Source organism: Actinocrispum sp. NPDC049592 (assembly GCF_040675465.1).
GTDB lineage: Bacteria > Actinomycetota > Actinomycetes > Mycobacteriales > Pseudonocardiaceae > Kibdelosporangium.
This window is the reverse complement of the sequence record NZ_JBFAPA010000005.1, coordinates 385,001-402,283: the sequence shown is the minus strand read 5'-3', so window position 1 is coordinate 402,283 and position 17,283 is coordinate 385,001. Positions and strand designations below refer to the sequence as shown.

Below are 17,283 nucleotides of genomic sequence, written 5' to 3'. Positions count from 1 at the left end.
CGGTTCCGGAGGTGTCTCCGGTACGGCGGGTGGAGCACCGGGCAACATTCAATGGTCCCGACGGCTTCGAAACCGGCTACGCGGGACTGGCCGCGTACTTCGCCTCGATCCGCTCCGCCTTCGACGACCGCACCATCAGGCGGGAGATCATCGTCGCCGAGGGCGGCACCATCGCATGCCAGACCTGGATGGAAGGCACCTTCGTCCGCAAGAACTGGTAGTTCCCGGTGTCGGCGGGTGGGAGGGTGGCGGCCGGACCGGGAGGGTGTATGTGGCACGCCACTGTGGACAGTCTGGACCGTCTGCCTCAGCTGGACATGTTGGTGCGGCAGGGGATCTACCGCGGTGGCCAGGGGGACATGGTCGGTACCCTGCGTGGGACGCTGGGCTGGCGGAACCTGCCCGGCGAGGTGGACATGCCGAACGTTCCCGTCACCGGAACCATGCCGGAGTGGCTGTCCGGCAGCCTGTTGCGCACCGGCCCGAGCAAGTGGGATCTCGGCCGCCAGCACCTGCTGCACTGGTGGGATGGGCTGGCTTTGTTGCAGCGCTTCAGTTTCGCGGGCGGGACGGTGTCGTATCGGTGCCGGTTCCTGGACAGTCCCGGCTACCGAACGCAGGAGGCCACCGGACGGATCTCGTGGAAGTCGTTCGCGACCGATCCGTGCGCCGGCCTGATGCGCGGCGAGAAGACGGATCTCGTCGAGGAGAACGGCAACTGCAACATCAACATCACCCGGATCGGCGAGGTGGTCGCCGCGCAGGGTGAGGGCGCCATGGCCGTCACGTTCGACCCGGAGACCCTCCAGGCGACCGGCTGGCTCGACCAGTCACCGGCGGACAACGACATCCCGGGCCATCACGCGGTCACCGCGCACCCCCATCGCGACTTCGACCACAAGATCCAGTACAACGTGCACACCGTCCTCGGCCCGAACCCGGTCTACCAGATCGTGTCGACGGACATCACCACTGGCACACCGGAGATCCTGTCGACGGTGCCCGTTGAAAGCGGCAATCCCGGGTACCGCCACCACTTCTCGATGACCGAGAACTACGTCATCGCCGTCGAATACCCGTTGACCACCGATCTGGCCACGCTCGCCGCCGGAGACCGGCCTTTCGTCGCCTGCTTCCGCTGGAACCCCACGGCCGCAACGAAGATCTTCATCACCAGCCGGGTCGACGGGACCCTGCACAAAGTCCTTGAGGCAAAAGGGTTCTTCGCCGTGCACCACGCCAACGCCTACGAGGTCGGCGACATGATCTTCATGGACGTCGCGGCCTACGACTCGGCCGAGCACATGACCGACTTCTACCTCGACCGTCGGCACCACAACTCACCGCTGTCCCTCGGCCAGCTGCGCCGGTACGCCCTGCCACTGGGTGCAAGCAACGAGGTGACCTGCGAAGTCCTGTCCAGTCAGCAGGTCGAGCTGCCGACCTACAACTACGGGCGCCACAACGGAAAGCCCTACCGGTACGTGTACTCCGCGGGTATGCGCCAGGATCTGCCCGAAGTCGCCTACAACCAGATCGTCAAGGCCGACACCCGGTCCCACGTGTCCACGACGTGGTTCCAGGACGGTTGTTTCCCAGGTGAACCCGTCTTCGTCCCCACGCCCGGCGCCACCACCGAGGACGACGGGGTCATCCTGTGCCTGGTCCTGGACACCACCACCCAGACGTCATTCCTGTTGGTGCTCAACGCCCGTGACTTCAGCGAGGTCGCGCGCGCCCAGCTGGACACGTTCATCCCCTTTGGACTCCACGGCCAGTACCTCGGCGACCACTACTCGTCGCTGTGAGGCTGGTCGAGGGCGGCGAACCCGGACACGTCGACGCAGGCGACCCCGCGCCGCTCCACGATGACCAGCAGCACGCTCTCGCAATGCCGGCAGCGGGCCACGATGCCGGGCGCGTGCAGGTAAACCCGTACCTCCGCGAGGACCCCGCGGTCACCGCACGACCCGCAGGTCCCGGTGGCGGTCGTCATGTCACCGCCGAACACATCGTGCAGCGTGCCCGCGATCGCGTTGCCGTCCAGCATGGCGCTCACCTCGGCACCATCCTGCGGCCGACGCGCCGCCAGCACAACATGACCCTCGATTGGACGGCGTGCGCACAGCCATCCACTGCTGTTGGATCGGAGGTGCACGAGTCATCCAGGCCGGGGAGACCGATGACCGCCGACCCGCTGTCCGTCGAGGCCGCCTACCAGCAGGTATGGCGATCGGCCCTGACCGGTTCGCAGGTCGGGACGGTCGGGCTGGAACTGGAGAACCACGTGGTGGACCTCGGTTCGGTCGCCCGGCCGGTCGGCTGGCAGCGGCTCGACCCGTTGCCGGACAACGTCCGGGCGGCCGCCGGGCGCAACGCCGTGACCTGGGAGCCTGGCGGGCAGCTGGAGCTGTCGTCGCCGCCCCACGACACGGTGGTCGCCGCTGTCACCACCTTGCGCGCCGACCTCGACAGCGTCCGGAAAGCGCTGGTGGAGCACGGTATCGGGCTCGCCCAGCTGGGCACCGACCCGCTGCGGCCATCGCGGCGGCGCAACCCGAACCCGCGATACCGCGCCATGGAAGAACATTTCGCCGCGGTCCGGACGGCCGCCCCGGGCGCGATCCTGATGAACTCGACCGCGTCGCTCCAGGTCAACGTCGAGGCCGGCCCGGAACACGGGTGGGTGCAGCGGGTCGCGCACGCGCACCGGCTAGGCCCGGCGCTGAGCGCGATCTCGGCCAGTTCACCCTGGGTGCACAGCAGACCGACGGGGTGGCGTTCGACGCGCCAATGGGCCTGGTTCGGCCTGGACCTGCGGCGATCCGGCCCAGTGGTGCAGGGGAGTGCCGCGGAACCGGCGCTGGCATGGGCCCGGTACGCGCTGCGGGCGCCGGTGATGTTCGTCGGCAACGGGCGACCGGCCGCAGTTTGTCACGATGTCACGTTCGAGCAGTGGGCGGCGGGCGAGGTCCGGCTCGGCAACCGGTTGCCCACGGCCGATGACCTCGACTTGCACCTCACCACCCTGTGGCCGCCGGTGCGCCTGCGCGGCTACCTCGAACTGCGCTACCTCGACGCCGCGCCACGACGCTGGTGGCCGGCCATCGCGGCTGTCGCCGCCACCCTGATGGACGATCCGGTCGCCGCCGACCTCGCGGCCGAGGCCACCGAGCCCACCGGTTCACTGTGGACAGAGGCTGCCCACTTCGGCCTGGCCGACCCACGCCTGTTCGACTCGGCCCGCCGCTGCCTGCGGATAGCCGCCGACCGCGCACCGGCCGCGTTGTCCGCGGACATACACGATCTGGCCGAGCTGGTGGAGTCCCGCCGTTCGCCGGGAGACGTACTGGCCCAACGGATCGCCGAAGTCGGCCCGCACGAGGCCTTCGCGGAGCTCGCCCGGCCCTGACCCCGCCGGCCGCCGACATCACCAGGGCGCGGGGCCCTCACCAAGGCTGCCGCCGGAGCGGCTCGAGAGCACGCCGGATCACATATCGACCCCCACCGCGAGTCATACCGGTGTCCGAGTCGTGTCAGGGGTGTGTCAGGCGTCCCGGCGAACGTGGTCCCAACAACGAGATGGACACATCAAGGGGAGTTCGAAATGCCTGCTTTCGCTACGCCGGAGCCGATCACCGCCACCGTCAGCACCGCCGGCGCCAAAGTGCGGGTCGTCGCGACCGAGCGGACCGACACAACTGTGCTGGTCGAGCCGGTCGACAGCACGAACAAGCCGGACGTGAAGGTTGCCGAGGGGGTCAAGGTCGAGTTCGCGGCGGGTGAGCTGTCGATCAAGACGACCAAGTCGGGCGCCAAGACCGGTTCGGTGGCCATCACCATCGAGCTGCCGGCCGGGTCCGGGTTGGTGCTGAAGACGGCTTGGACGGACGTGCGGGCCGAGGGCCTGCTGGGTGAGTGTGTGCTGGAGATGGGATCGGGGCAGGTCGAGTTGGAGCGGATCACCGCGGTGCGCGGCAGCCTGGTGGCCGGTGGGTTCGCGGTTGGGCACGTTGCCGGGACCGTCGACCTTCAGGGCGGTGCGGCCGGTGTGCGGATCGGTGAGGTCGAGGGGACCGTGCGGTATGTGGGTTCCACCGGAAAGGTCTGGATCGGGCACGCCCGGTCCGATGTCGACCTCAACGGCGCCAGCGGCAGCTTCGACATCGACCGCGCCGAGGGCAGCGTGATCGCCAAGGCGGCGAACTGCCCGATCCGGGTCGGCCGGATGACCCGCGGCCAGGCGGACCTGATGAACGCCTCGGGTGGTATCGAGGTCGGCATCGGCGCGGGCGCCGCCGCCGACGTGGACGCCGACAGCACCAAGGGTGTGGTGCGCAATTCGTTGCCTGCCAACGACCTCGCTGCCGAGACCGTCAAGGTCTATGCCCGCACTCGGCTCGACGACATCGTCATCCACCCGGCCGCCTGAACACCGACCGCAGTGGCGTTTCCGTTACGCCACTGCGGTCGGGATTCAGGCGAGCGAGGGCAGTGGTGACGCGATGGGCGATGTCGGCGGGCCATGGCTGGAAACGGGTGACCGCACGTTGGTGAGCGAGTCCGTGCAAACCCAGCCACAGCGCGATCGCGTCGGCCGCGGGGTTCTGCGTGGTGCTGTACCCGGTAGCGGCACAGGCGGCCAGGCTGTCCGTGAGCAACCGCGAGACTTCGTTGCCTGGCAAGGCCATCGCGCGATAGCGGTGGGGATGTGCCTGGGCGTAGTCGAGGTAGGCCCAGCAGATGGCGTGCAGCCGCTGCCGGGAATCCTTGACACTGGCGGCGAATCGCAGCCTGCTGACCAGTTCGGTGTACCCCTGGCGCGCGACGGCGAGCAGAATGGCCTGCTGGTCGGGAAAATGGGGGTAGATCGAGGGCGGCGCGACGCCGGTTTTCCTTGCGACGGAACGCAACGTGACTACACAGCCCGCGTCGAGCAGGTCGGTCGCGGCGGCCAGGAGCTCCGCGCGAAGCCGGTCGCCCTGCCCTCGACGGTTTCGTGGCCGGGGCGCCGTGCTCATGGCTACGGGACGATGACGACTTTGCCCGCGACAGTGCGGGATTCGGCCAGTGCGAGCGCGGCGGCGGCGTCGGCCAGGGGGAACTCCGCGGCGATCTGCGCGGTGAGCGCGCCGCTGTCCAGCAACTGCAGCACCTGGGTGAGGTCCTCGCGCAGCCGGTCCCGGAAGGTGTTCAGGTGCCGGCGGCCCGCCCAGAAGTTGTAGAAGCTCGCGCTGCGGCCGTTGGGCAGGATGTTCCACATCAGCAGCCGCGCGAACGACTTCAGTACCGGCAGCCGCGAGTTGCCGTCCTCGTTCTTCGTCGCCGCGGTGCCGTAGGACACCAGCGACCCGCCCTTGCGCAGCAACCGCCACGACTCCTTCAGCCCGGCGCCGCCGACGTGGTCGAACACCGCGTCCACGCCGTCCGGCGCGAGCTCGCGGATGCGCTGGTACATGTCCGGGTCGCGGTAGTCGACCGGAATCGCGCCCAGCTCACGGACCGTGTCGTGGTGCCGTGCCGACGCCGTGCCGATCACCGTCATCCCGGCGTGCTTGGCCAGCTGAACGAGGGTCGAGCCGACGCCACCGTTCGCGCCGAGGACCACGATCGTCGAACCAGGAAGCACGTTGGCCGACCGGTACAGCATCTGCCAGGCGGTGATCCCGTTGACCACCATGGTCTCGGCCGCGGTCGCGGACACACCGTCTGGCACCGCGACCAGGTCCGCGGCGTCGATCAGCAGCGAACTGGCCCAGCCACCGATCTTGGTGACCGCGGCGTACCGGCGGCCGATCATCGAGGCGTCCACGTGCGGGCCGACGGCGGTCACGGTGCCGACCACGTCGTAACCAGGCACGAAGGGGAACGCGGGCTGGTCGTAGTACTTGCCGCGGCGCATCTGCTGCTCGGCGAACGACACGCCGGTCGCGTCCATCCGCAACACGACCTGGCCCGCGGCGGGGGCAGGGAGGTCACGGGTCTTGACCTGCAGGCCAGTGGGCTCGACCTTGCCCGGCAGGACGATTTCAGTGGTGGTCATGAAATGCTCCTCGAGTCTGTGCTTACAGCAATAAGGTTACGCATGTAAGTCTACGAATCGCAAGAGCTAACACCCGTAAGTTTTGTGGTGTAAGCTGACGCCCATGTCAGAGCAACCGGCCACCCGCTCCCGCAACCGCCGAGGGGAAGGGGCCCGCCTGCGTGACGAGATCGTGGCCGCCGCGGCCGGGCTGATCGACGAGACCGGCGACGAAAGCGCGGTCACGCTGCGGTCCGTCGCTCGCCGCGTCGGTATCGCCGCGCCCTCGATCTACCGCCATTTCCCAGACCAGCCATCGATCATGCTGGCCCTGGTGCAGCAGGAGTTCGACGGTCTGGCGGAACAACTCCGCGCGGCACTCGACGCTGCTGGCGCGGACCCGGTGGAGCGACTGTTCGCCGGCTGCAACGCCTACCTCCAGTTCGCCGAGGACCACCCTTCCCGGTACCGCTTGATGTTCGGCGGCGTGTGGATGCCCGCATTGGACGACACATCCATCACCGAGAGTGACCTGTCCACCCTCGGCGACGCATCGATAGAACTGCTCACGGGCATGCTGAGCGGCTGTGTCACCGCTGGCCTGGCGACCAGCACCGACCTGCAGGCGGACGCGATCGCGCTCTGGCTGGGCCTGCACGGACTGGCCCACCAACGAGCGTCGACCGTCTCGTTCCCCTGGCCGCCCGACATCGCCGAGCGCATGATCACCGCCCTGGCGCACCTCAAATAGGTGGACAGGCGGGCCGGATCTCCCTAGCGTGCCCCGGCGTGGATCTTCCCCGTGTCTACACCATCCGCGAGAGCAGCCATCGCATCCACAACCCGCTGTCCCGCGAGAAACTGGCGGTCCTCGGCGACGCGCTGAGCCCCCCGCCCGGCAGCCGGATGCTCGATTTGGCTTGCGGCACAGGCGAAATGCTGTGCACCTGGGCGCGCGCTCACGGCATCACCGGGACCGGCGTCGACATCAGCACCGTGTTCCTGGCCAGTGCGAGGGCACGTGCGCTTGAACTGGATGTGGCGGAGCGTGTCACCTTTGTCCACGGCGACGCCTCGAACCACGTTGCCGCCCAACCGGTCGACATCGCGGCGTGCATTGGCGCGACCTGGATCGGCGATGGCGTCGCCGGAACCGTGGACCTGTTGCGCCGCAGCCTGCGCCCTGGCGGCATGATGCTGATCGGCGAACCGTACTGGCGCCGCCGGCCCCCGGACCAGGCCACCGTCGAAGAGTGCCACGCCACAACCGAAAGCGACTTCCGCGCGCTGCCGGAACTGCTGGAACAGTTCGGCGAGCTTGGGTGTGACGTCGTCGAGATGGTTGTGGCCGATCAGGACAGTTGGGACCGCTATGTCGCGGCCCAATGGCTCAACATCCGCCGCTGGCTCGACGCCAACCCCGACGACGAACTGGCCGGACAGCTGCGCGCCGAACTGGCCACCGCCCCTGCTCGCCACGTCCGCTACCAGCGTGAATACCTGGGCTGGGGCGTTTTCGCGCTGATGGACCGCTGAGACCCGTGAACCGGCGGACGGCGCGGGGAGTCCGCCGGCTCACGCGCAGGTCGGCGTGTCAGGCGAGCTTGGACGAGGCGCGGACGATCTTGAACTCGCGCTCGTCCTTGGCCTGCCCGATGCCCTGGCTGCTCAGGAAGAGGTTCGCCGACCCGAACGCCGTTCCCGCCTTGAACGGCACGGTCGGCTGGGCCGTGACGTTGATCGTGACCGCCTGGAAGGAGCCGGTGCAGGTGATCGTGGTGGAGCCGTAGCCCTTCGCGATCTTGCCACCGGCGTTCTCGGTGACTTCGAGGCTCAGGTTGCCGGTGGCGCCGGGCTGGCAGACGACGCTGACGTCGCCCGCGATGGCCGCTCCGCGAGCCACCAGGGTCGCGGGCGACTCGATCCGGACCGCTGCCACCGGCGGCGACTGGGTGCTCACGTCCGCACTGGACGGCAGCACCGCGGCGACCAGCGCACCCCCTGCGACGGCGGTGACGGCCAGCACCCTGGCCGATCTGGCGCCGCGTAATGACGGAACCTTCACATTGTCTCCTTTGCGTTTTGTGGCCCGGCAAGGCCGGCAAGCACGCCTGCGGTCAGCAGGACGGCGGGAATGTGCCAGAGGAAGTCGAAACCGCTGTGCACGAGCAGGGCGACGAACCCGGCGACCGCACCGGCCCACTGCGCCCGCGTGCCGGTGGTCCGGCCGTGCCGGACGAAGAGAAGGAGTGTCACGAGGACACACAGCACGAGGACGAGTCCGACCACGCCGAGTTCGACAAGCGCCTGCAGGTACTCGTTGTGCACGAACCGGCCCACGCGGCTGTTGCCGTCGGCGCCCGTCCACGTGAACCACGCGTTCCCCGGTCCCACACCGGTCAACGGGCGTGTCGCCACGACATCCAGCGCCGCACCGGTGATTCCCGCGCGGTCGGGTGAGCTGAGCGTGACCCGTCCGTTCAGCACCCGGTCCGACCCGAGCACGACCGCCACCACCGCACCCACCAGCATGACCCCGGCGACCACTGTCAACACCTTGGCAGGCAAGCGAATCAGGCCCACGCTGACCAGCAGGCCCACGACCAGGCCGAGGATCGCGAGCACCGGGCTGGCGGGCTGTGCCACCGGGAACGACGGTGCGAGCCCGGCGACTCCGATCAACGCTCCGATGCCGGGCGCGGCCACATGCCGTGCGGTCGATCGCACCCCGGCCAGCCATGCCAGCACCACAATGCCCGCGAGCAGCGCGAACACCCCAGCGCGGCTCAACGTGGCGCCCAGCCCGACCAGCAGCAGGTAGGTCGCGGCCAGGTGCGGCAACGACTTCGGCCGGGTCATCTGCAGGGAGACCGCCAGCAGGGCCAGCGCCGCGAGCAGCGCGGCGGACGCGTTGGGATAGGTCAAGGTGGACGCTGCGCGCACCAGTCCATCCGCGACAGTCGTCCACGACGGGATCCGCCACACCACAGCGATCCAGCCCGTCGCCGCCACCAGCACACCGATGCCGACCGCCACCGAGGCCACCATCGTCCGTTGCGCCGGGTCGTTGCGTTGTGCGACGAACACGGCGCCGGCCAGGCAGAAAACACTGGCAACAATGGGAATGGCCGTTTCGACCGAATGCCCCTCGGCGGCCCTGCCCGCCGACCACACCACCAGCCCCACACACGCGGCCACCAGCGGCCACCCCTCAGCACTGGCCACATGCCGCAACCGCACAGCTCCCACCACCGCCGCGCCGGTCAGAGCGGCAGCCAAAACCCGCCCAGGCAGGTAAAACCCGCCCTGGGCGACGATCGTGCCGGCCAGGGCCGCGACGAGAAGCAGCGAGTAGAGCGGCAGCACAACGCTTTTGCCGCCCACGACGTGGTCCGATTGGACCGTTCCCCCTGGCACTGTGCCTCCCCCATGGCCGCGCAGCGCCATGCTAGCGCCACCGCCACCCGGCGCCAATCCACCTATTGCATCAGTTCGGCCACCGGGCACGTGCTCTCAGTCACTGTGGAACTGTTGGGATGGCCGGACGTTCAACCACCCAGCCAGGCCGCGGCGCGGACCTCGATCCAGGCCGCGACATCTGGTACATCATCGATGGTTAGCAGGGAGTACGCCGGGCAGCGGCGGGATCGTTGAGCGCTTCAGGGAACCCGGTAGTTGGTGGCTGAACCAGGACGAGGTCCTCACCGTCGAACTCCTGCCACACCGACCAGAACAGCCGATGCGTCTCGTGGACACGAACCGGTTCGTGCCCCTGCGGCGGATGACACAGCCAGCCTCGCCGTCCACCCACCGGCCCCCACCCGATCAGCTCATAGGTAACCATGGCGTGTGCTCGGCGAACTGCTCCCAATCGCGCATGGCGTGATCTTGTCAGGAGGTCCGCTGGTGGTGGTGCTGGGCGAGGTTTCGCTTGGCGCGGGCCAGACTCCGGAGGCCGTGCAGCGCCAGCAAGGGTTTGACGGGCCACGCCTCACCGAACCGGTAGTCCTCGGCGCGGACCAGGCGGTCGGCGAGGTCCGGACGTTGGCGGCGCAGGTACAGCCGGGCCTTCAAGGCGTGCAGCGGATTCGACACGATCTTGATCTGGTCGGCCTGGTCGATCAACGGGATCACGTTCTCGATGTTCTGCCAGGTGGTTCGCGACCGCTCCTCCAGCAGCACGGTTCCGGTGAACCCGCGTTCCACCACTGCGTAGCGGGCGAGCAGCGCGGCTTCCGACGACGAATCCGTGCCGTTCCCACCGGAGCAGACCAGGATAGAGTCGGCCAAGGTAGGGTCGATGGAACGCAGTGCCGCCCGCACCCGCCACCGGTTGAGTGCGTTCGCGCGGTCACCCCGGACGTTGCGGAATCCAAGGACGACCACAGCTTCGGACCGTGCGGGAAGACTTTCGTGGACATACGCACGGCTGGCTCGCCAATGCACGAACTCGCCCCACGCGGCCACTCCGCAAGTCCCCAGAACTGCCAGTGCTTTCACAGGTGATGATCTCCGCATCCCGCTACTCGTGCCGGCCAACGGCCCGTCGTTCGGTGGTTTCCCCTTCCGGCAACCTCACACCGAAGTACCGCTGGGCAGCCATTTTGGTCTCCGGGGTGCCGCCGTCGCGATCGTCGAGCAGCTCATCGAGGGAGCTCTCGGGGCTGCAGCGGCGGGACGACCAGGTCACCGCCGTGTGCCAGGAGTTTCCGGCTCCACGCCAGCCAGCTGTGCCGGAACTCATCGCGAACGTCGTAGCTCGCCACTCGCTCGCGATAGAGTTCCAGCAGCCGGTCATGTTCACTATGCACAGAGCCAGAGCCTAGTAGTGCCGGCGGAAGGACTCGATGAGTTCGCGGGTGGGGGAGCCCAGGCCGGTGACGGTGTTGTAGCCGGGGTTGAAGGTCAGGTTGCTGTCGGTGTATTGGCCGGGGGTGACGAGTTCGACGTAGCCGTGCTGGACCCAGGCGAACGCGATGGTGGTGGGGGTGTTCGCGGGGTTGTCGTGGATCTGGTGGAAGTCCATGAGTTTGTGGGAGTAGAGGGCCGGGTTGATGAAACCGATGGGGCCGTGGTGGGTCTGGACCATGAGAGCTTCGATGCCCGCCAGCAGCGGCGAGGACAGGCTGGTGCCGCCGCCCATCGAGACGCTGTAGGTCAGGTTGCCCTGCCGGTCGTACTCGGTTTCGCCGATCAGCATGCCGAGAGCCGGGTCGGCGAGCGCCGAGATGTCCGGGACCGTGCGCATCGGTGGGGTGCCAGAACGCGACGGTGGGACGACACCGCGCTGGTAGAACGGTTGGGGGAACGTGGAACTGGTACCACCACCGGACGCCTTCCCTTGGTATCCAGGCAGTTGTGCGGACCACTGGGTGCCGTCTTCGGACAGTTCCACGTAGTCGGTCGCCCAGCCGGTCTCCCACATGTAGCTGTTGTCCGGGCCGAGCGCGAGGGTGGTGCCACCGACTGCCGTGACCCAAGGGCTGGAGGGTGGGTAGTCGGTGTGCAGGACGTCGTCGTACAACTCGCCGCCGGAGTCACCGGACGCGAAGTTGACCGAGATGCCCTCGACCGCGGCCAGCTGGAACATGCGCTCGTACGCGGCGATCGTCGCGGCGTCCGGTGTCCCGGGCAGGCCGCCGACCCCGATGGAACCGGACACGACATCGGCGAGGTGCTTGTCGACGATGTCGGTGATCGCGTCCACGACCGTGTCCACACCGGTGTCGTGTCCCGGCGCGACCACGTAGGCGATCTTCGCGTCCGGGGCCATCGCGTGCGCCGCCTGAATGTCCATTGTGAACTCGCCACTGGCCTGCTCCGGCCGGGCGTCGGCGGGAATGTACGGAATGAACTGGCCGGGCGCCAGTTCGGGCTCGCCGTGGTCGCGGGCGAACCGGTTGGTGTCTGCCAACGCGTTCACCTCGTTGCCGACCCCGATGATGCCGATCGTCACGCCCTTGCCGGTGAGCCCGGTGCTGGTGACCCCGTAGGCGTCACGGACCTGTTTGGGCGTATAGCCGCACGGCGCCCACTGTGCGGAATGTCCATATGCAGGAGGAAGTTCGGTGGCCGGACGTTGACCGAAGTAAGCGGGGCAAGGGTTTTCGGCCGTTTTCACAGCGGTGGCCGCACGTGCGGGTTTGCCGCCCTTGCCCCGCGGGAACGTCAACAGGCCGGTGACGCTCAGGACGTCGGGCGCGACGGCCGCTGGCGCGGTGATATCCGTTGCGGGTCCGTGAAACCGGCCACCGAACAGTTCGTAGTTCTCCAGATGCGTGCCGAACGCCGCGCCCGCCTGAGCTGCGGTCCCGTGCACGGTGATGCTGTGCGCGGTCACGGTGTCGATGGTCAGCCCGCTCTCGCGCAGCCACGCGCTGACCCGGGTCGTTTGTTGTTGCGTGCCCCCAAAACGTGCGCGTGCCTGGACAGGTGTGAGGTAGTGCCCGTAAAGCCGGTTGCCCGGATCGGAAACCGCCTGGGCGTAGGCAGAAAGCCCGTTCGTGTCACCGCTGAGGAACACCCGGGCGACCACGGCCTCGGCTGGATCCGTCGGCCCGGCGTCGGTCGCGGTGCCGAGCATCGTGCCCGGACCACGGTCCGGGCCGGTCACGGGCACTCGCGGAGGCTCACCTGCTTGGGCCGACACCGTGGGCAGCACGAGTACCGCCGCTGCCACAGCACATCCTATGAACCGTTTCCTGCGCATCGCGTCTCCCCGGTCAGAAGGCTGTCACCCTCAATGACGCCATGCCCGCGAAGAGGTTTAGGCCATTGTTTGCGGTTCAGCGCAACCGGTCGGCCAGCCAGCGAGCGACGTGGGTGAGTACCTCGTGGTCAACTGGGTCGCGCAGCAGCTTGCGGTAGGCGAAAACGGTTGCCGGGCCATCGGTGCGGCGCAGCACGTGGGTCAGCCCGGGAACCCGGTGAGTTTCGGCCCCAGGTGCCAGCTGCGTGATCACGTCGAGGTCGCCCGGGTCGACCTGGACGTCCTTGTCACCGGTGATCGCCAGCACCGGAACCTTGATGCGGGCCAGATCGGGGCGGGGGTCGTAGGCCAGCTGCTCGCGCCACCACCGCGCGTTCATCCGCGCGCCGCCGATGCGGATGGTGTCGGTGGTGCTCGTGGCGAGCCGGTTCAGCTGCCGGGCGGCGAGGCGGCGCAGGATCGGCAGCAGCGGACGCGGCATGGTGGCGGCCAGCTGCGTTCCCTGCCAGCGCACGGCCTGGTCACCGGGACGGGCGTAACCGGCGAGCATGACCGCGGCGGCGGGCTGGGCGTGGGCGGCCAGCCACATCGCGTGCACCGCGCCTTCGCTGTGCCCGAGCACGCCGACATCCCGCGGATAGACCTCGGGATGGCTCCGCAGGGCCCGCAGAGCCGCAGCGGCGTCGGCCCGGTTGTCCAGGAACCCCACGGCGTGCCAGTCGCCCGGCGTGGCACCGACACCACGGCGGTCGTAGCGCAGTGACGCGACGCCGTGCCTGGCCAGGGCGTCGGCCAGCGGACGGCCGAGATCCATGCGCACCCTGCGGGCGTTGGAGTCGCGGTCGAGCTTCCCGGAACCGGGCAGGCACAGCACCGCTGGGTGCGGGCCGGGGCCGACGGGCAACGTGAGCGTCCCCGCGAGGGTGATGCCGTCGGCAGCCGGGACATCCAGCGGGATCTCGCGCGCCACAGCGGGTTGCGAGGTCGTGTCGGACTTGGTCATGCCCACCTCCATTGTTATCAGATTTGAGATTAATACCAGAGCGGGTAACAATATGTCCATGGCCACCCTCGACCTGCTGCTGCACCCCGTCCGGCTGCGCATCCTGCGGACGTTCCTGGACGGTCACCCGGCCACCACCGCGCAACTGCGCGAACGGCTGCCCGACATCCCGCCCGCGACGATGTACCGGCACGTCGCCGCCCTCGCGGCCGCCGGTGTGCTCGAGGTGCTCGACGAGCGGCGGATCCGCGGCACGGTCGAACGCACCTACCGGGTGAGCTGGCAGCGCGCCGAGATCGACCCGGCCGACCGCGCCTCGATGACCCTCGACGACCAGCGCAGGGCGTTCACGGCGTTCGTCAGCGGCCTGCTCGCCGACTTCGACCAGTACCTCACCCAGGAACCGGCCGACCCCACCGCCGACGGCGTGACCTACCAGCAGGCCGCCGTCTGGCTGACCGACACCGAGATGGCCGAACTCCTTGCCGACATGCGCGCGACCGTGACCTCACGGATGGGGCGCGAACCCGGCGAGGGGCGCAAGCGTCGGATGATCAGCCTGGTGGCCATGCCCGCGGAGTGATCCGGCCGTTGGTATCACCGGGATGGAGTGTGACGATAGCGAGTCGTGGGGATACTGGGGTTCTCGTTCAAGGTCTTGGGTGCGGTGGTCGGGGCGCTCGCGTGCATCGTTCTCGGGCTGGGCATCCAGAACGGGGAGGGGGAGGACGTCTGGTACGGCGCCGCCATGATGCTGGTGTTCGCGTGGGGCCTCGCGGCCGCGGGCGCCAGTTGGCACAAGCGGGTACCGCTGCTGGACTCCGATGTGGCCGAACGGGCGGGCACTCGCCGGTTCCGGCCCGCCAAACAGCGGGGATGGCTGCCGCACGAGGCCTGGCTGGACTTCCCGGATCCGTTGCCGTACACGCCGGACATCATCGGCGACCCGGCCGTGGACATCCCCGAGGGTGAGGTTCCGCCGGACGAGAACCTCCGGCGCCTGTGGCTGGTCCGCGCCAAACTCGCCGTGCACCTCGACAAGCGGGAAGTCCGCGCCCGGGCGCGATTCCGCCGCGGTCCCACCATCGCGCTCAGCGCGGCGGGCATCGCCGGCGGCCTGGTCCTGGCCCTGTCCGGAGTGGACCCCGAAACCGGCGAGAACCGCACGCTGGCCGGACTGCTGGTGGCCGCGTTCCTGCTGTGGCCCTTCGGCCGCAGCCTGATCACCCACATGGAAGGGCTCAGCCTGGTGGCCCGGCGCGAGAACGCCCTGCGGCAGGAGGAAACCCGCCTGATGGCCAGCGACGCCACCCGCCCGGCCGGCCCCCTCGGCGGCGACCCCGTCCAACCCGGAACCCCATACACCCCACCGCGTCTGTCGATGTACCGCGGCGAGTAGCCGCCGAACCGTCTCCGCCGGCAAGCTCCATGTCGCTTGTCGCCATCTGCGGGTGTGTTGCCTGGTCAGGGCTGGTCGGCGCATCATGGCGCGATGAGCGGGGCGCCGCGGGCCGGTCCCGCCGAGGTCTGGTCGACTTCGGCGGTCACCGCGCCGCGTGCGTTCGAGTACTGGCGCGACCTGATCTGCGCGACGTTCGTTCAGCTCGCGGCGACGCCGACGCAGCCGGGCTCGTTCGACGGCAGCCTGGTGTACGCCGGTCTGGAATCCTTCGAGATGACGACTGTGCACGCGGGTGGGCAACGGGTGCGCCGGACGCCTCAACTGATCGCTCGGGCGGGGGAGGAGTACCTGCTCGCGAGCATCCAGACCCGCGGCCATGGCCGGATCGAGCAGGACGGCCGGGTGGCGGAGCTGGAGCCCGGCGAGATGGCGCTCTACGACAGCACCCGTCCGTACACCTTGCACTTCGACGACACCTTTGAGCAGGTCGTCGTGCAGGTGCCGCTCGGCGGGATGCTTGCCGAGACCGGGCTGCGCCATTCGCTGGGCGTCACCGCGGTGAAGCTCCCCGCGAACAGTCCCGCCGGCGTGGTCGCGCAGTTCTTCCGTGGCCTCGCTCAACTCCACCAGGCCGACCCGGTGGGCGCGGCGGCGCTCGCCACGCAGGGACGCGGGTTGATGGCATCCGCGCTGACCCTCTCCGCCGGCCGGAACCCGCACAGCGAAATCCTTACCCGCCAGCACATTCAGGCGTTCCTGCGCACCCACCACGCCGATCCGGACCTCTCCGTCGACGACGTCGCCGCCGCGTTCCTGATCTCCAGACGGACGCTCTACCGGCTGTTCGACGGCACCCCGGGCGGGGTCGGCACGGTACTGCGGCGCATCCGGGTGGAGCACGCGAAGTCGTTGCTGCGGACGCAGCACGGACGGCCGCTCCAGTCGATCGCCCTGGCGTGCGGGTTCGCTGGGGAACGCCAGTTCTACCGGGTGTTCCGGCAGGAGACCGGCCTGACGCCCGGGCAGTTCCGTGGCACGTCTGGTCAGTGAAGCGGCACGTCGTGTCGGTCCGGGCACCGGGTGAGCGTCCGATAGTGAGCCGGTAGCAGTTGTGACCGGAGTTCGGAGGCTTGCCGTGACAGAGCAAGTGCGCGTCGCCGTCGTCCAGGCGGAGCCGAGGTGGCTGGATCTCGCCGCCGGGGTCGACCAAGTCGTCGGCCTGATCGCCGACGCCGCGGCCGCAGGTGCCCGGCTGATCGCGTTCCCGGAGACGTTCCTGCCGGGCTACCCGTGGTGGATCTGGCTCGACTCGCCCGCCTGGGGGATGCGGTTCGTGCCGCGCTACAGCGAGAACTCGATGACCCGCGACGGCGCCGAGATGGCCCGGATCGCGGCCGCCGCCGCGGAACATGGCATGCACGTCGTGCTCGGCTTCAGCGAGCGGGACGGTGGCAGCTTGTACATGGCGCAGGCGTTCATCGACGGCACCGGCCAGGTGCTTTCCGTGCGCCGCAAGCTGAAGCCGACCCACGTCGAGCGCAGTGTGTTCGGTGAGGGCGACGGCAGCGATCTCCAGGTGCACGACACGAAGCTGGGCCGGCTCGGCGGGCTGAACTGCTGGGAGCACTTCCAGCCGCTGACCAAGTACACGATGTACAGCCTGGGCGAGCAGATCCACGTCGGCTCGTGGCCGAGTTTCTCGGTGTACCGCGGTGCGGCGACGGCACTGGGCCCGGAGGTCAACACCGCGGCGAGCCTCGTGTACGCCGTGGAAGGCCAGACGTTCGTGCTCGCACCCTGCGGGGTGATCGGCGACGCGGCGCAGGAGGTGTTCTGCGACAACGACATGAAGAGGCAGTTGCTGCTCAGGGGCGGCGGGTTCGCGCGGATCTACGGTCCCGAGGGCAGCGAGCTGGCGCCTGCGCTGGCCGAGACCGAGGAGGGGCTGCTGGTCGCGGACCTGGACTTCGCGCTGATCGCGATCGCCAAGTCGGCGGCCGACCCGGTCGGCCACTATTCGCGCCCGGACGTGTTCCGCCTGCAGGTCAACCTCGGCGCGACACCGAGGATCGTCCACAGTGGAACAGAGCCGGCGTTCGAGGACGTCGGCTTCGCCACCGCGGACGGAGTGTGACGCCGTGGAATCC

18 protein-coding genes are annotated in these 17,283 nt (G+C 68.9%); 10 read left to right on the top strand and 8 right to left on the bottom strand.

The window, feature by feature from the left end; translation table 11 throughout:
• Positions 1-11: 11 nt before the first annotated feature.
• Together AB0J95_RS16520 and AB0J95_RS16515 are read left to right on the top strand one after the other, a co-directional pair.
• Complete coding sequence (locus AB0J95_RS16520) at positions 12-221, top strand: hypothetical protein (RefSeq protein ID WP_364757840.1); 210 nt, start codon at positions 12-14, stop codon at positions 219-221.
• A 48-nt stretch (positions 222-269) separates the two neighbouring features.
• Positions 270-1,808, top strand: a complete 1,539-nt coding sequence (locus AB0J95_RS16515) for a carotenoid oxygenase family protein (RefSeq protein ID WP_364757839.1) — start codon at positions 270-272, stop codon at positions 1,806-1,808.
• Here the strand turns inward: AB0J95_RS16515 and AB0J95_RS16510 are convergent.
• Positions 1,793-2,050, bottom strand: coding sequence for a DUF6510 family protein (locus AB0J95_RS16510; RefSeq protein ID WP_364757991.1), 258 nt, complete (start codon positions 2,048-2,050; stop codon positions 1,793-1,795). The two genes, AB0J95_RS16515 and AB0J95_RS16510, sit on opposite strands and share 16 nt — an antisense overlap.
• Positions 2,051-2,182: 132 nt before the next feature.
• Here AB0J95_RS16510 and egtA point away from each other — a divergent pair, with 132 nt between their 5' ends.
• Both egtA and AB0J95_RS16500 read left to right on the top strand, forming a co-directional pair.
• Positions 2,183-3,412, top strand: coding sequence for an ergothioneine biosynthesis glutamate--cysteine ligase EgtA (egtA, locus tag AB0J95_RS16505; RefSeq protein WP_364757837.1), 1,230 nt, complete (start codon positions 2,183-2,185; stop codon positions 3,410-3,412).
• A 195-nt stretch (positions 3,413-3,607) separates the two neighbouring features.
• On the top strand, positions 3,608-4,432 hold the full coding sequence (locus AB0J95_RS16500) for a hypothetical protein (protein ID WP_364757835.1): 825 nt from the start codon (positions 3,608-3,610) through the stop codon (positions 4,430-4,432).
• On the opposite strand, the gene AB0J95_RS16495 is transcribed toward AB0J95_RS16500, so the two are convergent.
• Both AB0J95_RS16495 and AB0J95_RS16490 read right to left on the bottom strand, forming a co-directional pair.
• Entirely contained in the window at positions 4,413-5,021 is a 609-nt protein-coding gene (locus AB0J95_RS16495; RefSeq protein WP_364757834.1) for a TetR/AcrR family transcriptional regulator, read from the bottom strand. The two genes, AB0J95_RS16500 and AB0J95_RS16495, sit on opposite strands and share 20 nt — an antisense overlap.
• 2 nt (positions 5,022-5,023) lie before the next feature.
• A complete protein-coding gene (locus tag AB0J95_RS16490; protein WP_364757832.1) occupies positions 5,024-6,043 on the bottom strand; it encodes a medium chain dehydrogenase/reductase family protein in 1,020 nt (339 codons plus the stop codon).
• Positions 6,044-6,146: 103 nt separating this feature from the next.
• Here AB0J95_RS16490 and AB0J95_RS16485 point away from each other — a divergent pair, with 103 nt between their 5' ends.
• Both AB0J95_RS16485 and AB0J95_RS16480 read left to right on the top strand, forming a co-directional pair.
• The gene (locus tag AB0J95_RS16485) at positions 6,147-6,773 is read left to right on the top strand and encodes a TetR/AcrR family transcriptional regulator (protein WP_364757830.1); all 627 of its coding nucleotides are present in this window, start codon (positions 6,147-6,149) and stop codon (positions 6,771-6,773) included.
• A gap of 38 nt (positions 6,774-6,811) precedes the next feature.
• Complete coding sequence (locus tag AB0J95_RS16480; protein ID WP_364757828.1) at positions 6,812-7,558, top strand: methyltransferase domain-containing protein; 747 nt, start codon at positions 6,812-6,814, stop codon at positions 7,556-7,558.
• Between the two features lie 58 nt (positions 7,559-7,616).
• On the opposite strand, the gene AB0J95_RS16475 is transcribed toward AB0J95_RS16480, so the two are convergent.
• From AB0J95_RS16475 to AB0J95_RS16455, 5 genes are all read right to left on the bottom strand, one after another.
• The gene (locus AB0J95_RS16475) at positions 7,617-8,087 is read right to left on the bottom strand and encodes a hypothetical protein (protein ID WP_364757827.1); all 471 of its coding nucleotides are present in this window, start codon (positions 8,085-8,087) and stop codon (positions 7,617-7,619) included.
• The gene (locus AB0J95_RS16470; RefSeq protein WP_364757825.1) at positions 8,084-9,406 is read right to left on the bottom strand and encodes an O-antigen ligase family protein; all 1,323 of its coding nucleotides are present in this window, start codon (positions 9,404-9,406) and stop codon (positions 8,084-8,086) included. Before AB0J95_RS16470 ends, AB0J95_RS16475 begins: the two co-directional genes overlap by 4 nt.
• 507 nt (positions 9,407-9,913) lie before the next feature.
• Positions 9,914-10,540 (bottom strand): YdcF family protein, encoded by a 627-nt coding sequence (locus tag AB0J95_RS16465; RefSeq protein WP_364757823.1) that lies wholly within the window; start codon positions 10,538-10,540, stop codon positions 9,914-9,916.
• A gap of 304 nt (positions 10,541-10,844) precedes the next feature.
• Positions 10,845-12,701, bottom strand: a complete 1,857-nt coding sequence (locus AB0J95_RS16460; protein WP_364757821.1) for a S53 family peptidase — start codon at positions 12,699-12,701, stop codon at positions 10,845-10,847.
• Between the two features lie 106 nt (positions 12,702-12,807).
• Positions 12,808-13,734 carry an alpha/beta fold hydrolase gene (locus AB0J95_RS16455; RefSeq protein WP_364757820.1) on the bottom strand — a complete coding sequence of 309 codons (927 nt, stop codon included), beginning with the start codon at positions 13,732-13,734 and terminating at the stop codon, positions 12,808-12,810.
• 58 nt (positions 13,735-13,792) lie between these two features.
• Here AB0J95_RS16455 and AB0J95_RS16450 point away from each other — a divergent pair, with 58 nt between their 5' ends.
• The 4 genes from AB0J95_RS16450 (at position 13,793) to AB0J95_RS16435 (ending at position 17,270) form a co-directional block, all read left to right on the top strand.
• Positions 13,793-14,317, top strand: coding sequence for a helix-turn-helix domain-containing protein (locus AB0J95_RS16450; protein ID WP_364757818.1), 525 nt, complete (start codon positions 13,793-13,795; stop codon positions 14,315-14,317).
• Positions 14,318-14,362: 45 nt separating this feature from the next.
• A complete protein-coding gene (locus AB0J95_RS16445; protein ID WP_364757816.1) occupies positions 14,363-15,133 on the top strand; it encodes a hypothetical protein in 771 nt (256 codons plus the stop codon).
• A 93-nt stretch (positions 15,134-15,226) separates the two neighbouring features.
• The gene (locus AB0J95_RS16440; protein WP_364757814.1) at positions 15,227-16,186 is read left to right on the top strand and encodes a helix-turn-helix domain-containing protein; all 960 of its coding nucleotides are present in this window, start codon (positions 15,227-15,229) and stop codon (positions 16,184-16,186) included.
• 85 nt (positions 16,187-16,271) lie between these two features.
• Positions 16,272-17,270: a carbon-nitrogen hydrolase family protein gene (locus AB0J95_RS16435; protein WP_364757812.1), complete on the top strand. Its 999-nt coding sequence runs from the start codon at positions 16,272-16,274 to the stop codon at positions 17,268-17,270.
• The last annotated feature ends 13 nt before the right edge of the window (positions 17,271-17,283 follow it).

What these genes read in the sequence shown, in the direction of transcription:
- AB0J95_RS16515 (WP_364757839.1), top strand. Translation starts at nt 270, where the DNA reads ATGTGGCACGCCACTGTGGACAGTCTGGACCGTCTGCCTCAGCTGGAC.
- AB0J95_RS16510 (WP_364757991.1), bottom strand. Translation starts at nt 2,050, where the DNA reads ATGCTGGACGGCAACGCGATCGCGGGCACGCTGCACGATGTGTTCGGC.
- egtA (WP_364757837.1), top strand. Translation starts at nt 2,183, where the DNA reads ATGACCGCCGACCCGCTGTCCGTCGAGGCCGCCTACCAGCAGGTATGG.
- AB0J95_RS16500 (WP_364757835.1), top strand. Translation starts at nt 3,608, where the DNA reads ATGCCTGCTTTCGCTACGCCGGAGCCGATCACCGCCACCGTCAGCACC.
- AB0J95_RS16495 (WP_364757834.1), bottom strand. Translation starts at nt 5,021, where the DNA reads ATGAGCACGGCGCCCCGGCCACGAAACCGTCGAGGGCAGGGCGACCGG.
- AB0J95_RS16490 (WP_364757832.1), bottom strand. Translation starts at nt 6,043, where the DNA reads ATGACCACCACTGAAATCGTCCTGCCGGGCAAGGTCGAGCCCACTGGC.
- AB0J95_RS16485 (WP_364757830.1), top strand. Translation starts at nt 6,147, where the DNA reads ATGTCAGAGCAACCGGCCACCCGCTCCCGCAACCGCCGAGGGGAAGGG.
- AB0J95_RS16465 (WP_364757823.1), bottom strand. Translation starts at nt 10,540, where the DNA reads ATGCGGAGATCATCACCTGTGAAAGCACTGGCAGTTCTGGGGACTTGC.
- AB0J95_RS16455 (WP_364757820.1), bottom strand. Translation starts at nt 13,734, where the DNA reads ATGACCAAGTCCGACACGACCTCGCAACCCGCTGTGGCGCGCGAGATC.
- AB0J95_RS16450 (WP_364757818.1), top strand. Translation starts at nt 13,793, where the DNA reads ATGGCCACCCTCGACCTGCTGCTGCACCCCGTCCGGCTGCGCATCCTG.
- AB0J95_RS16440 (WP_364757814.1), top strand. Translation starts at nt 15,227, where the DNA reads ATGAGCGGGGCGCCGCGGGCCGGTCCCGCCGAGGTCTGGTCGACTTCG.